Source organism: Desulfosporosinus sp. BICA1-9 (genome assembly GCF_000802135.1).
The window spans coordinates 1-13889 of record NZ_JUEE01000194.1 but is presented as its reverse complement, the minus strand read 5'-3'; the positions used below and the strand labels follow the sequence as shown (position 1 = coordinate 13889).

At 41.2% G+C, this 13889-nt stretch carries 19 protein-coding genes and 2 pseudogenes; 14 read left to right on the top strand and 7 right to left on the bottom strand.

Translation table 11 applies throughout. The features are described 5' to 3' along the window. The 8 genes from JL57_RS24070 to JL57_RS24035 form a co-directional block, all read left to right on the top strand. Positions 1-456 (top strand): group II intron maturase-specific domain-containing protein (locus tag JL57_RS24070; protein WP_034144468.1); only part of this gene is annotated, 456 nt, incomplete at its 5' end. A gap of 136 nt (positions 457-592) precedes the next feature. After that, positions 593-1732, top strand: coding sequence for an aldo/keto reductase (locus tag JL57_RS24065; RefSeq protein ID WP_034144467.1), 1140 nt, complete (start codon positions 593-595; stop codon positions 1730-1732). 10 nt (positions 1733-1742) lie between these two features. Beyond that, positions 1743-2120, top strand: coding sequence for a carboxymuconolactone decarboxylase family protein (locus JL57_RS24060; RefSeq protein WP_291300508.1), 378 nt, complete (start codon positions 1743-1745; stop codon positions 2118-2120). Positions 2121-2172: 52 nt separating this feature from the next. After that, entirely contained in the window at positions 2173-2559 is a 387-nt protein-coding gene (locus tag JL57_RS24055) for a MerR family transcriptional regulator (RefSeq protein ID WP_034144466.1), read from the top strand. A 93-nt stretch (positions 2560-2652) separates the two neighbouring features. Further along, on the top strand, positions 2653-3825 hold the full coding sequence (locus tag JL57_RS24050) for an iron-containing alcohol dehydrogenase (protein WP_034144465.1): 1173 nt from the start codon (positions 2653-2655) through the stop codon (positions 3823-3825). 51 nt (positions 3826-3876) lie between these two features. Next, positions 3877-4389 carry a flavodoxin gene (locus JL57_RS24045; protein WP_034144464.1) on the top strand — a complete coding sequence of 171 codons (513 nt, stop codon included), beginning with the start codon at positions 3877-3879 and terminating at the stop codon, positions 4387-4389. 4 nt (positions 4390-4393) lie between these two features. Beyond that, entirely contained in the window at positions 4394-4855 is a 462-nt protein-coding gene (locus JL57_RS24040) for a low temperature requirement protein A (RefSeq protein ID WP_291300507.1), read from the top strand. A gap of 123 nt (positions 4856-4978) precedes the next feature. Beyond that, positions 4979-5317, top strand: a complete 339-nt coding sequence (locus tag JL57_RS24035) for a hypothetical protein (RefSeq protein WP_034144463.1) — start codon at positions 4979-4981, stop codon at positions 5315-5317. 131 nt (positions 5318-5448) lie between these two features. Here the strand turns inward: JL57_RS24035 and JL57_RS24030 are convergent, their stop codons facing one another. Continuing rightward, positions 5449-5691 carry a helix-turn-helix transcriptional regulator gene (locus JL57_RS24030; protein WP_034144462.1) on the bottom strand — a complete coding sequence of 81 codons (243 nt, stop codon included), beginning with the start codon at positions 5689-5691 and terminating at the stop codon, positions 5449-5451. A 137-nt stretch (positions 5692-5828) separates the two neighbouring features. On the opposite strand from JL57_RS24030, the gene JL57_RS35410 reads away from it, so the two are divergent. Next, positions 5829-5999 carry a hypothetical protein gene (locus JL57_RS35410; protein ID WP_291300506.1) on the top strand — a complete coding sequence of 57 codons (171 nt, stop codon included), beginning with the start codon at positions 5829-5831 and terminating at the stop codon, positions 5997-5999. Between the two features lie 98 nt (positions 6000-6097). On the opposite strand, the pseudogene JL57_RS35405 reads toward JL57_RS35410, so the two are convergent. The 5 genes and pseudogenes from JL57_RS35405 to JL57_RS35395 all read right to left on the bottom strand — a co-directional run. Then, positions 6098-6304: pseudogene (locus JL57_RS35405) on the bottom strand (DUF2922 domain-containing protein); the annotation flags it as partial. A 329-nt stretch (positions 6305-6633) separates the two neighbouring features. Further along, positions 6634-7299, bottom strand: coding sequence for an SDR family oxidoreductase (locus JL57_RS24020; protein ID WP_291300505.1), 666 nt, complete (start codon positions 7297-7299; stop codon positions 6634-6636). Positions 7300-7374: 75 nt separating this feature from the next. Further along, positions 7375-8193 (bottom strand): SDR family oxidoreductase, encoded by an 819-nt coding sequence (locus tag JL57_RS24015; RefSeq protein ID WP_034144460.1) that lies wholly within the window; start codon positions 8191-8193, stop codon positions 7375-7377. 81 nt (positions 8194-8274) lie between these two features. Beyond that, positions 8275-8922 (bottom strand): zinc-binding dehydrogenase, encoded by a 648-nt coding sequence (locus JL57_RS35400; protein WP_291300504.1) that lies wholly within the window; start codon positions 8920-8922, stop codon positions 8275-8277. A gap of 95 nt (positions 8923-9017) precedes the next feature. Beyond that, complete coding sequence (locus JL57_RS35395) at positions 9018-9281, bottom strand: alcohol dehydrogenase catalytic domain-containing protein (protein WP_291300503.1); 264 nt, start codon at positions 9279-9281, stop codon at positions 9018-9020. Between the two features lie 260 nt (positions 9282-9541). Here JL57_RS35395 and JL57_RS24005 point away from each other — a divergent pair, with 260 nt between their 5' ends. Both JL57_RS24005 and JL57_RS24000 read left to right on the top strand, forming a co-directional pair. Next, positions 9542-10213, top strand: a complete 672-nt coding sequence (locus JL57_RS24005; RefSeq protein ID WP_034144459.1) for a response regulator transcription factor — start codon at positions 9542-9544, stop codon at positions 10211-10213. Beyond that, a complete protein-coding gene (locus JL57_RS24000; protein ID WP_034144458.1) occupies positions 10210-11259 on the top strand; it encodes a HAMP domain-containing sensor histidine kinase in 1050 nt (349 codons plus the stop codon). The genes JL57_RS24005 and JL57_RS24000 overlap by 4 nt, the downstream gene beginning before the upstream one ends. A 481-nt stretch (positions 11260-11740) precedes the next feature. On the opposite strand, the gene JL57_RS23995 is transcribed toward JL57_RS24000, so the two are convergent. After that, the gene (locus JL57_RS23995; RefSeq protein ID WP_034144457.1) at positions 11741-12217 is read right to left on the bottom strand and encodes a hypothetical protein; all 477 of its coding nucleotides are present in this window, start codon (positions 12215-12217) and stop codon (positions 11741-11743) included. A 217-nt stretch (positions 12218-12434) separates the two neighbouring features. Between JL57_RS23995 and JL57_RS23990 the strand changes: the two genes are divergently transcribed. The 3 genes and pseudogenes from JL57_RS23990 to JL57_RS35390 all read left to right on the top strand — a co-directional run. Then, the gene (locus JL57_RS23990) at positions 12435-12836 is read left to right on the top strand and encodes a hypothetical protein (RefSeq protein WP_045691466.1); all 402 of its coding nucleotides are present in this window, start codon (positions 12435-12437) and stop codon (positions 12834-12836) included. 111 nt (positions 12837-12947) lie between these two features. Further along, entirely contained in the window at positions 12948-13586 is a 639-nt protein-coding gene (locus tag JL57_RS23985) for a hypothetical protein (protein WP_034144456.1), read from the top strand. 225 nt (positions 13587-13811) lie between these two features. Further along, positions 13812-13889 (top strand): annotated as a pseudogene (locus tag JL57_RS35390) (IS200/IS605 family transposase); the annotation flags it as partial.

Below are 13889 nucleotides of genomic sequence, written 5' to 3'. Positions count from 1 at the left end.
CGTAAACGAAAAGAGGACGATATCTTTACTTGTTATCTGAAACCAAGTGAAAAGGCGCTGAATAAGTTCAAAGCCAAGATAAGAGAAATTACCCGAAGAAACCAGACAACCAACATGCCAACCCTGTTAAAGAAGTTAAATCCTTATATCAGGGGTTGGGCCAACTATTATGGACATGGGAATGTAAAAACCTTATTTAAAACCATAGATACGTGGATACGGCGACGAGTCAGAATGGTACAGATGCGGAGTTGGCGCAATCCACGCCGTATTTGGTCTATCCTAATGCGCAAAGGATGGAAAAAGGACAAGATGTTAAGCTTGTCCATGACTAGGTGGCGGAATTCGGCGTGTCAAATGGTTCATGCAGCCCTTGACCTTAAATGGTTTGAAAAGATTGGTTTTGTCAGTCTGTTAGGTGTTTACGAAAATCTTTGTGCTAAAAAGGCGAACTGATGGAAGAGCCGTGTGCGATGGTCCGCATGCACGGTTCCGTGAGAGGGGCGAGTAATCGCCCCTACTCTATGTGATGCCCGGTATCCAATGATTATCAGATGAAATAGCTTACTGAAATAAGACGGAGGTGACAGATATGGATAAAAAATTTGGCTTTGGCTGCATGAGGCTGCCACTGATGGATAAGGATGACCAGACATCCTTCGATACCGAAACTTTCAACAGAATGGTGGATACCTTTCTGGAAAAAGGCTTTTCTTACTTTGACACCGCTTATACCTATCATGGCTATCGGGCTGAAGATGCAGTCAGAGAGTCTCTTGTAAAGAGACATCACAGGGACGAATTCAAACTGGCAACAAAACTGCCCATGAGAGACTTTCAGTCTGCGGAGGATATGGAACGAATTTTCAATGAGCAGCTGGAAAAATGCGGTGTTGATTATTTTGATTACTACCTGCTTCATAACATGGGTGTGAACGCCTATAAGAAGGCTTGTGAGTTCGACAGCTTTGGGTTTGGCCTGCGGAAAAAGCAGGAGGGCAAAATCAAAAACTTCGGCATGTCCTTCCATGATACGCCGGAGCTGTTGGACGGGATTCTGGCCGCTCATCCCGAGTTGGACTTTGTTCAGCTGCAGATCAATTATATCGACTGGGAAAACCCCGGAATTCAATCCGGAAGATGCCACGAGGTGGCAAGAAAGCATGGAAAGCCAATCATTGTAATGGAACCCTGCAAGGGCGGCAACCTTGCTCTTGTCCCGGAAGCGGTACAGCTGATGAAGGAATATAATCCGACGGCGTCTGTCCCCTCCTGGGCCATCCGGTTCGCCGCCAGTCAGGAGGGCGTGATGATGGTGCTCAGCGGTATGAATACCATGGAGCAACTGCTCGACAATACTTCCTACATGGCGGACTTCAAGCCCTTGAACAAGGAAGAATACAAGATCCTCGGGCGGGTCATCGATATCATCAATGAAAACACGGCCATTCCCTGCACGACTTGCAGATACTGTGAGAAAGACTGCCCCAAGAACATCGCGATTCCGGATTACTTTGCACTCTATAACGGCGCAAAGCGTGCGGTGACCAGCAATATTTCAAGCCAGTTCGTTTACTATATGAACCTCACTGCCAACCACGGCAAGGCCGGCGACTGCATCGGCTACAAGCAGTGTGAAAGCGCCTGCCCGCAGCATTTGAAGATCACGGAACTATTAAAGGATGTTTCCGCCACATTTGATGTGACACCCGCATTCCCGACGAAGAAATAAGAGGTGAGTTATGAGAATCAGTAAAACAGCAGAAATGAACCACGAGGAATTGTTCCCGAACCACAAATCCACGCTAAAAGTTACCGACCCGGAATTGATCGAGGTGTTCGACAATTTCGCGTTTGACGAAGTGCTTAAGTTTAGCAATCTGGACACTAAAACCAGACTGAAAGTCATTCTTGCTTCCCTCATTGCCATGCAGACCCTGAGCGAATATAAGGTTATGTTGGGCGGTGCGCTGAACGTCGGCGTGCCCCCGGTTGAAGTGAAGGAGATTGTCTATCAGTCCGTGCCGTATGTTGGCATTGCCAAGGCATTTGACTTTATCCATGCCACCAACGAGATTCTGGAGAGTCGGGGCGTAAATAAACCACGTGAATCTACTTGACTTGGAGTTAACTCCAGGTGTTATGATATCGGATGTCAGGAGGTGAAATAGCATGACGATTACAGAAGTAAGCGAAAAATATGATCTTACACAGGATACACTCCGCTATTATGAACGCATCGGACTGATTCCTCATGTTAACCGCAATAAAAGCGGAATCAGGGATTATACGGAAGAAGACTGCAGGTGGGTCGAATTTATCAAATGTATGAGAAATGCAGGTCTTCCGATTGAAGTATTGATTGAGTATGTTGGGCTGTTTCAACAGGGTGATACGACCATCGAGGCCAGAAAAGAACTATTTATCGAACAGCGTAAGCAACTCATATCAAAAATGGCAGACATGCAGAAAACGCTGGAACGTCTGAATTATAAGATTGCAGTATATGAACAGGCAGTCATTCCAAAAGAAAAAGAGCTAAAAAGATCGGAGGATTAACATACGGATATATTGTTCCATATTGAAATTGTAGGTAACACCTTTGGACGTCCACCAAAAGAAGAATGAAAATAAAGGAAAGGAATGAAAATCATGAATACTAATTTTATTTATTCTGCACCAACAAAAGTTTATTTTGGAGAGAATCAGCTTGAAAACCTGGGGAGTGAACTGAAACGGTATGGCAATCGGGTTCTCATGACTTACGGCGGAGGTTCCATCAAAAAGAACAATCTGTACGATAAGATCGTGGCTGAACTGATCAAAGCTGGACTTGAAGTATATGAATTCGGCGGAATCGAACCAAATCCACGTCATACTTCTGTCAATCAGGGGGCTGCTATCTGTAAAGAGAAAAAGATAGATGTTTTATTGGCTGTCGGCGGTGGTTCTACGATTGATGCAACAAAGGCTATTGGAGCCGCAGCTTTTTATGATGGTGACTGCTGGGATCTTGTAACCCATAAAGCCCCTATTACTGCCTGTCTGCCTATAGTGACCGTGCTGACCATTGCGGCAACCGGTTCTGAAATGGACTGTGGCGGTGTAATTTCCAACCTTGAAACCAATGATAAGCTGGGACTTATTCATCCTCTGATGCTTCCAAAGGTATCCTTCTTAGACCCAACCAACACTTATTCCGTTAGTGCTTTTCAGACTGCCTGTGGTGGCGTTGACATTATATCCCATATTATTGATACGGCTTATTTCAGTACACAGGACACCCTGTATATGGTTGATTACTTTATGGAAGGGCTGATTAAGACTGTCATCAAATATGCTCCTGTTGTAATAAAAGAGCCTGACAATTATGAGGCAAGGGCTAACCTGATGTGGGCTTCCTCATGGGCACTGAATGGCTTTATTGGTGCTGGAAAACAGCAGGCTCCAAGCTGCCATATGATGGAACACGAGCTTTCCGCTTTCTATGATATCACGCATGGGTTAGGACTTGCTATTCTGACTCCTAGATGGATGGAGTATATTCTTGATGAGACCACCGCACCAAAGTTCTATCAGTTTGGTGTAAATGTGTTTGGCATTGACAAGGATCTTCCTGCAATGGAAGTCGGCAAAAAGGCAATTGAAATGCTGTCCGATTTCTTCTTTAATACCCTCGGTTTAAAGAGTACATTGACGGAAATTGGCATTGATGATTCCAAATTTGAAAGAATGGCAAAGAAAGCCTGTGGAAACGGAATTATGCCGGGCTTCAAGCCACTGAATCAGCAGGATGTTGAAAATATCTTGAAGATGAGTCTTTAAATCGAAGCAATAAAAGGAATCGTGGACCAATGAAGAAAAGGAGCAATCATTATGTCAAAAGTTTTAATCGCATTTTTTTCAAGAAAAGGTCAGAATTATGTAAGTGGTTCTATTAAGAATCTTCCTGTAGGTAATACAGAAGTTGTTGCAGGTATGATTCGGGAAATAACCAGAGGAGATATGTTCAAGATTGATACCGTAAAGGACTATCCGGTTGATTATACTCAGACAACAAATGTGGCGAAGGATGAATTACGTGCCAAAGCAAGACCAGAGCTTACCGCTCATGTAGTTAATATGGATGAGTACGATACCATTATTTTAGGTTATCCAAACTGGTGGGGAACCATGCCGATGGCAGTATATACTTTTCTGGAAGAATACGACTTCTCCGGAAAGACAATTTTACCATACTGTACCCATGAAGGCAGCGGTTTAAGCGGGTCGGAAAGAGATATCGCAAGAGAGTGTCCGAATGCTACTGTAAAGAGCGGTCTATCCATACATGGCACCCATGCAGGTTCTGCTGAGAAAAGTGTGGAGAGCTGGTTAAAGAATCTGTGAGCTATTGCAGGACAATGTAAAAACATCTTCAGAAAAGTATGAGGTTTCACCTCTTGAACTGACTTTTGACTTGGTATTTGTATTCGCAGTGTCCCAGCTATCATCCCATCTAGTGGGTAATCTCAGCTGGCGTGGAATGGCGGAAACGATAGTACTGCTGATTGCAGTATACGATGTCTGGTCATATACGAGTAATGAGGCCACGTTCATACACGTCGGAAAGACTCAGACTCAATGGATGATGCTGATAGTGATGCTTTTAGGGCTATTCATGAACGCCTCTATTAATCATGCATTTGGAGAAGTCGCGTGGACATTCGTAACTCCGTTTCTGGTAAGTCAGATAGGACTTGGAATACTTGCGAATTTTACTGCTACTAGTAAACTATTCAAAACTCATTTATCGAGAATGCTCGGATGGATTCTTGCTACTGCGCCACTCTGGATAGTAGGTTCGTTTGCGTAATGCGTTTTGAAATTATTAGTGTTAATAAGGTTATGATCTAGTCAAGTACATTTATAAGGTTTACTAATTAGCTTCTCTTTTTGGAGAGGCTTTTTTCTTGTATCAGGCTGTTTAAACTCATCCTTGACAGTAAAACGCCGTCATGAACCGGACTTGGAAAAAGAAGCTTTGCGTGACGGTAAGTTTGTCGTCAAGACGAACACACAGCTACCAGCAGCGGAGGTTGTGCTTTCTATGTTCAGGAACAGTCTGGGCAAAGGCGATCCGGGAGCCTGGCTGGCAGGACAGGGACAGATGCTCGGAATCATGGACTTTTTTCCCCAGGGTTGGGGTTCGCTGGCTTTAACCAGGGGGATTTCGGGAGATTACCTCAGCGGGTTGGGATGGAGCTTGCTCCTGCTTGTCCTGGGCGTCTGCCTTTTTATATTGGCGTTTGATTCCATCAAGGCCAGGGACCTGTGATTACTGGAAGTAGCGAAATATTTTTGCGAAGGATACATAGTCGAAAAGAAAAAAGAACCCTTTATATAAGGCCTTTAAAAACCTTAAGATATCGTACTTTTCGGAAATAATGTGATCATGAAATCGAAGATTCAGTTGAGTTCTTGTTCTAAATTGCGAAAGACATCCGTGTTAAAAAAGTCCGGCAGTGAGATTTCCAAACCATCACACAACTTTTTAATAGTAACGATACCGGGGTTTAGGCTTTCATCATTTAGGATGCTTTTTATAGTCGATTGTGGTACGGCGGCACGATAGCTTAAAGCATTGGGCGTTATATTCCGTTCTTTGCAAAGTACAACGATTCTATTCGCGATCGCTTGTCTTGTATCCAATGAATACACCTCCTAGTGTTTTATCACTAATCAAAGCATACAGAAGATAAATATGCTTTGTTAGTGATATAGCACTAATATATATTTTGTGCAATAATTAGTTATATAACACTAATTATGGAGTGAGGTGTTTTCGCGTGCCTGATTATAAGGAAATGTATTTTCAACTTGCCGCCAAAGTAGCAAATTGTGTTGATATTCTTGTTGAAGCGCAGCAGCAAGGAGAATACGATTATACTGAAGAAGAAACCCCGGTTATTTCACTTAAAAATTCTAGACCAGAAGAGAAGGGTAGTGATCAGCGATGAGGAATACGCAGCGTCAGACTGCCGACAAATATGGCTTTGTCGGCAGTCTGATCCCGGTTCAGCCGGAGGTTGCGTTACGCTGTCTTAAAAGCGACCGGTTAAGCCTGCGGGTCGTAAAGGTCGTCGGTCGTGGTATCTATTACCTTAATGTCCCGTATTCCGGTCAGCGCGCCGCTGGACGTAAGGAATAGATCATTGGCAATAATCGAGTCCATCACAGCCATAACCTCAGCCTGCTGTAGGTCTGCCCTCGGATTGGGGATTGTAATCGCAAACGTTTTGCCGCCGGCGGTTGTGAAAGTTAACGCTCACTCCTTCGCGGTACCCGCTCCGCTCGGTCATATCTCATCCTGCATGCCGCCGCTCGCGTGATCTGCCCTAGCCGGGCAGCTCCCGCTCGCTGAGCCGGCATTTGTGGTCCTGGCAGCCCGCGCTCGGGCAGTCTCCCCTCGTAGCCTCGGGAAGCCGGCCCTCGCTTAGAGCGCGTTTGCCGGTCTTTGCTTAGGTCGTTTCTTTTGCATAAATTATTTTTCATTACGCCTTAATGTCCAATACATTGACAGGATAAGCTGCGGAATATAGCATTATGAAAGTTTGATAGGCTTGTTTTTAAAAAAGAATCATAAAACAACTTTTAATAAGCAGTCCAACCGCCATCAACAGTCAAAACTGTACCGTTAACAAATCTGGAATCATCTGAAGCCAGGAACAGAGCGGCTCCGGCTATTTCTTCCGGTTCACCTAGTCGCGGAATCAGACTCATTCCAGTCCTACATATTGCTGCACCCCGCTGATTAACGTTTCCCATAGTTGCAGTGATATTGGTTTTTATTGGCCCTGGAGCTATGGCATTGCAGCGGATACCTTCTTTTGCATATTGGAAACCTGTATTCTTGGTGAAGCCTACTACTGCATGTTTGGAAGCAGTATAGGCAGCACCAGCTATACTGCCACGAAGTCCCCCTACAGAAGCTATATTGATAATTACCCCAGCGCCTTTAGTCAAAAATATCGGCAACACTTTTCTGGTAGCCCTCATCACTGAAGTAGTATTAACTGCAAATAACCTATCCCATAGTTCATCTGTAACATCCGCAGCCGCAGCCATATTGTCCATTATGCCGGCATTGTTGACTAGGATATCAACTGTGCCATAAGTTTTAATGGTAGTATCAATTAGGTTTTGTATGTCTTCTTCTTTGGTTACATGGGTTAATACTGCCAGAGCAGAGCCACCATTTGCCTCAACCTCAGCTACAGTCGCTTTTGCACCTTCCAAGTCAATGTCAGATACTACCACCTTTGCTCCTTCCTGTTACTATTGCAACTTTTTCCTTAAGGTTCATTATTATTTCTCCTTTAATACTTATTGCTATTACTTTTTCATTGATTTCATACCAGATACTAATCCTCCATCACAAAGTATGTCCGTACCTGTTAAAAATCCATTTCTTTTATCAATACAAGAAGTCAATAGATATGCAACTTCTTCAGCATAGCCAAATCGCTTAATTGCACAACATTTTGTAAATTTATCTCCTTCTTCAGATTCTAATTTTCCCATCGGTGTTTCAATATTTCCTGGAGATACTGATACTACACGGATTCCTTTATCTCCATATAACGCTGCGCATTTCTTTGCATACCAGATTACGAAATTTTTAGATATGGGATAGGCAATACTGGAATGCATATGCTCTGGAAAATGCTTTACTGCGTCTACCATCTTTTTTATAAATTGCTCTTTATCTGTAAAACTTAATTCATAATTCGATACAGGTAGAACCTCATCTGGCAACATATATGCCGAAGTAGATGCAACATCCAGAATACAGGTTCCTTTTCCCGTTTTAGCACTAAAAACCTCATTCACATTAATTGTTCCAAGTGCATTAACTTCCATAATTTTTTGTGCCTCACCCATATGCGGTGATAACCCTGCTGAATGAATGACAGCATCAATTTTTCCAACTTCAGCCGCACGCTCAGCTAATCTGGTAACCGATTCAAAATCTGAAACATCACAAGCAAAAGCTTCTGTCTTAATTCCTTCTGCTTTTAACTCATCAATTGCTGATTGTAATTTTTGAATATTTCTTCCTGAAATAATTATATAATGATCGTTTCCCGCCAGTTTAGCAGCTGCAAATCCCATTCCACTTCCGCCACCAGTGATTACACATACATTTTTCATAATATTTACCCCTCACTTTATCTATAATGTTTAATCATGCACGTTACTTGATACTTAGAGAATAATAAGGTCATAGTCAACTCAATACTTGATTACAACTTTAAATGCTTCTTCTGTTTTACTTGCTGTTTTAATTGCTTCCACAATATCTTTCAGATTGAATTCATGGGTAACAAGCGACTCCAAGTCTAATTTCACGCTTTCCATAATTTCAAACACAGTTGCAACATCTTGAGGATGGTAGCCGCCTGATCCCAATATCTGAGCATCTTTATAAGTTATCAGTGTAAAGTCAATCAGTACTGGTTTATGATGAACGCCTACTACCACCAGCTTGTTACCATACTTTGCCATGTTTTGCCATTGTTCAATGACGACACTTGCGCCAACAGCATCAATGTAAATATCTACATCTGCACATGGCGAAGGGTAGCCAGGAACTTCTCCGAAAACAGCCTTTGCTTTCGTAATGATGTCCTCCTTTGCACTGTTACACACCTCAAAACCAAGATTCTTTACTTTATCCAAGCGGAAATCAGACAGATCTGCAATCATTACTTTCTCAACGCCATAATGTTTCAGGGCAATGGCGGCAGATACTCCGATTGCTCCAGCACCAAACACAATAGCCTTTTGACCAGGTTGTGGATTTGCTTTTCTGGCAGCACAGGTTCCTACTGTAAATGGTTCAATGAGTGCCGCAACTTTGGAAGAAATCTTGTCACTCACAAGATATACGGATTTTCCTAGTTCGCAATTAGGTATTTGAACATATTCAGAGAATCCGCCTACAGTTGCTGCTCTTGATCTATCATTTTTGGCTTCTAAAGGATAAGGATAGACTCTTTGTCCAATTTCAATCCCCTTACATTTTGTCCAACTTCGACAACTTCAGAAATCATTTCGTGGCCAAATTCAAAGCCTTTAAAAATGCGAACAGAATCACCTCCGTGATAATAAGCGTTAATATCCGAGCCGCAAATGCTCGCATACAGATTTCTAACGATTATGTCATTTTCTCCACATACCGGCATTGCAAGTTCATTAATAGTTACGTCTTTAATACCTTTATAAATAGCTGCTTTCATTAAAAAACACCTTCCTTATATTTTTTTGCCTAAATTACTTTTGTGTAATTCATTTGACATTATGATATAAAGTAAATGTTTGTAAAATGTTATACTATTGTTAAAGAAATATTAATATGAAAAATATCTGATGTTGAATCTTGCTAATTCTAATATGATAGGATTGTTTAACATTATTTTAACAACTCAGATCTATAATAGAATAAGATTTCCAAAATCAATAGAGTTTTTAAAGTGATAAACTAATAAGGAGCAGAGTTATGATTAATATTCTCGTTGTCGAAGATGACTTAAAATTGAATCACATCGTATGTGCCTATCTGAACGATAATGGCTATCATGCAATCGGGTGTAAAACTGCTATGGAGGCATTTGACAAAATGATGAACAATATGATAGATCTTATCACTTCGGATATTATGATGCCTCAGATGGACGGATTTGAATTTGCATCATTGGTAAGAGATCAGGATAAAACCATACCGATTTTGTTCATTACTGCCCGTGATGATATATCTGCTAAGCAAAAGGGGTTCCGGATTGGCATTGACGATTATATGGTCAAGCCAATTGATATGGATGAACTGGTGCTGCGGGTAGGTGCTTTGCTGCGCAGAGCCAACATTGCCAATGAAAAGAAGCTGATTATTGGCAGTCTACTGATGAATGCAGATGAAATGACGGCATATCTAGATGAGGAAGAGATTCCGCTTACTGTTAAGGAATTTAATATCCTTTTCAAACTTTTGTCTTATCCCAAACGGACATTTACTCGTCATCAGCTGATGGACGAGTTCTGGGTAATGGACAGCGAAAGCAATCCCCGCACGGTGGACGTTTATATTACCAAGCTGCGGGATAAATTTTCATGTTGCAAGGATTTTGAAATAGTTACGGTTCATGGACTTGGGTATAAGGCAGTGCTAAAATGAGGCGAAAAAAAGAAGATAAACGAATCGATACGAGTTATATATCCTTTAAAGACTTCGCAAGCATACTCCTGGTGCTCATCATTTCCATCGTAGGCGGTCTCTTGATTTACCTTGCCACTGTAAAAGAAAACTTTTGGACTACCTACTCCATAGTTGGCTATTCAATTTTGATGGCCGTGATTTTAACTGTGCTCACTGGCATCATGCGCCATTACTCTTTCAGCCGCCCCATGAGGCGGCTTAGTGAAGCTGCAAGGAAGATTGCAGAAGGAGATTTTTCGGTTCGTGTTGCCCCATTGCGTAAGGACGGAAAAAAAGACTACATTGAAGTGATGTTCGATGACTTTAATAAAATGGCAGAGGAGCTTGCCAGCATCGAAACCTTGAAAAGTGATTACATTGCCAATGTATCTCACGAGATCAAGACGCCCCTTTCTGTCATCCAGAGCTACGCTATGGCGCTGCAGCACGAAACTCTATCACCTGAGGAGCGAAGGGAATATGTCAAAACCGTCGTGACTGCATCGCAGAAGCTGTCTGCGCTGGTCACCAATATCCTGAAGCTGAACAAGCTGGAAAATCAGGAGATCATGCCGGGAGCTGCTCCCTATGACCTAAGTGAGCAGCTGCGCTGCTGTGCCCTTGCTTTTGAGGATTTATGGGAAAACAAAGGCATCACGTTTACAGCCAATTTAGATGAGACAATCGTAATCTATAACGAAAGTATGCTGGAGCTTGTATGGAATAATCTGCTTTCCAACTCCATCAAATTTACCAATCCGGGCGGTTCCATCACATTGACACTGAAAAACGAGGATGGTTTTGCTGTGGTTTCGGTGAAGGACAGTGGCTGCGGTATGGATGAAGCCATAGGAAAACGTGTTTTTGATAAGTTCTATCAGGGAGACACCTCACATTCACAGGAAGGAAACGGGTTGGGGCTTGCCCTTGTTAAGAAAGTCATTGAAATTATCGGCGGCGGGATAACTGTAGACAGCAAAATAGGATATGGAACAACTTTCACTGTTTGCTTGAAAATAGAATAAATCTGTATGCTAAAAAAGCTTTTCTGACTTATTTAAAAAGATATCAGCGTGAGAAACATAATAAATGAAATTCTATTTGATAGTAGAAAGTTCAAGTCTATGGGTGATATTGGTAAACTAATGGAAGAATAAATGGCGTGCCATCGGCACGCCATATCTGTTATATAATTGTCCTGATTCAAAACGTTATGAGTACCATTCATCGGAATACTGTCATCAGCTATGGGTGTAGGTAGAATGCGATCCATAAGGACGCAGTATAAGAAATAATGGGAGTTTAAGGAACAGGCACGAATGTCTAGAATGGGACTTTGGCACTATAAGATAATACAAGGACTAAAAAGGTCATTGACCACCTAGAGTGCAAAAATCTCTCAAAGATATCCCTCTCAATAGCTCAGAACATTCCTAACAGTTGCGTTTTCTACGTTAAAAGGTCCCATCCATTTGGAAATGAATTAACGTTTATATCGCAGTAGTCTCATTGGTTTCTTTGAAGAAAATGCCGAAGTACAGCATATATAATGAAAGTGACAACAATTAGAACTATTATTAACTCGATTTTGTCTGAGTTAAAGCCTGTAAGCCCACTAATAATTCCTATTACAATTGCCCAACCAAATAAAACCGATACTTGCATAAGAATTTGCTTAAGACACCCTTGTTTTGGCGGGTTCCACTCAGGCGGTATCTCGGATTTCATTTGTGTTTCAATGGAAGTGCCATCAATGACACATTCGTACTTAACTCCACCTTTAATAAAATAGATTAATAGCATGCATGTATGTGAGTTGATATTAAATGTAAGTTTATCTCCATTTTCGATTACTGTCCTCTTTAACGATTCTATGATATTGCCATCAAGATTCACATAATATTTTCTAATAAGAGTTCCATGTTTTAGGGTAATCTTGTGTTCGCCGTCTTGGAGCTTAATCATCCATTCTTTTTCGGGCACGACTACACCTGCATTTCCTATTCGAAAAATGAATTATGTAACATATCTTTGCCATCTGAGAATGAAATATGTAAACTGTGCTGACTTCAAATGTAGTTGAAGGAACGGGGACACCAAAAAACACTAAGCTGAGTGTTTATCAGCGGTAGCCATAGAATTACCCGTTTCAGGAGACTACAAAGAATTTTCATTGCAGCATTGAGGAGTGGAGCTTGATATGTACCAAACAGAGTGTAAATGTGTGAAACCAACTAATTATTTAAGACTCGAAGCTGACTTTTCAGCTGACCCAATATGGTGTGACATTTGTAATTGGAATCTTGATTTAATAGCTCTCCCATTATCCATTGAACTAGAGGAAGAGCTGATGCGGTGGACCTTAAAATGGGGAAAATGGATAAACTGGAATACTGACCAATTAGTAACCAATGCGGTCCAACTTGAAAAAGTACACAACGAGTGGGGTTTAAAGCTATTCCACAAGATTAAGAGTGAACTTGGCAATATGTTTTATCTAAAGTTCTCCCCATCTAATTCTGTAGAAGTGTACTTACAACGTGATCAACATGAATCTGACCGTTCCATCACAGAAGTAAACGTCGCAACCCATAGAACATAATCAGACAGTGCTAGGTTCAATCTTGTTATTTATATGTCAGGAGAATTTTTGGGGACACGAACAAAGGATACAAATGAGTTAGCTTATTGTTAAATACATGGGGGTATAGTAATGAACACCAATTTGGTTTTTATAATTTTACGAAACAATAGCTTTATATGCAAAAAAGCTGACCATAATCGTTCGCATGTTTTTAGGTTTGACGACATTGTAAAGATGCCTAATATTCCTTTTTACCATCACATATGGAATGACTCAGCAAAATATATGAAGCTTTACAAACATTTCTATAAGAACGAATTAATGAACAACTCCATAATGTCAGGATTGAAAAAAAGCCATACTTATCTAGCAATTCCTGATGATGCAGTGGAAGTGGACAGGAGGATGGTGCAGGAATTTTTATCGTCTTGTGGCAATAAGATTGTAAATGTTACACCAGAGTGCATGTTAGTGTCACAACAAGATGATACATACGTTGCTGTATCATTCACCTGTAGAATGATTGTGCTTAGTTATATAAAGGCAGGAAATATCGCCCACCAACAATATCTTGAAAGCAATAATTACTCGCTTGATGAACTGAAGAGCCAAATAAGTAAGCTGCTAAATAACCGAGAATTCGGAAAGCTGCCAGTTTATTTAAACGGTGAAAAAAGGGATCATTTCAGCCAACTTGGGTGTTTTGTAGATCAGGAATCTATACTTGAAAATTATATTTTACTGAAAACTGCACTAGTTAAGACATAACTTTGTTATTATATTGCACATTAATTGAGGTGGAATAAAATGGTATGGGATTCTGCCCCTGAGCAAAATACGGAATTTATGGTAATCCAGTTTCTCAATCGATATAATGGCTTCCGCTAATCCTTACCACTTGTTGCCGTAAAGCCCCTAGTTTCAACTATGGGGATATAAGGCAATTCTAACATTTTGTTGTATTATATACATACGTTTAGAATAATATTGAATATGGAAGTAAAATACAAATCTAACAACAACATTGTCTACTCATGCAAGTACCATGTGGTTTGGTGTCCAAAATACCGC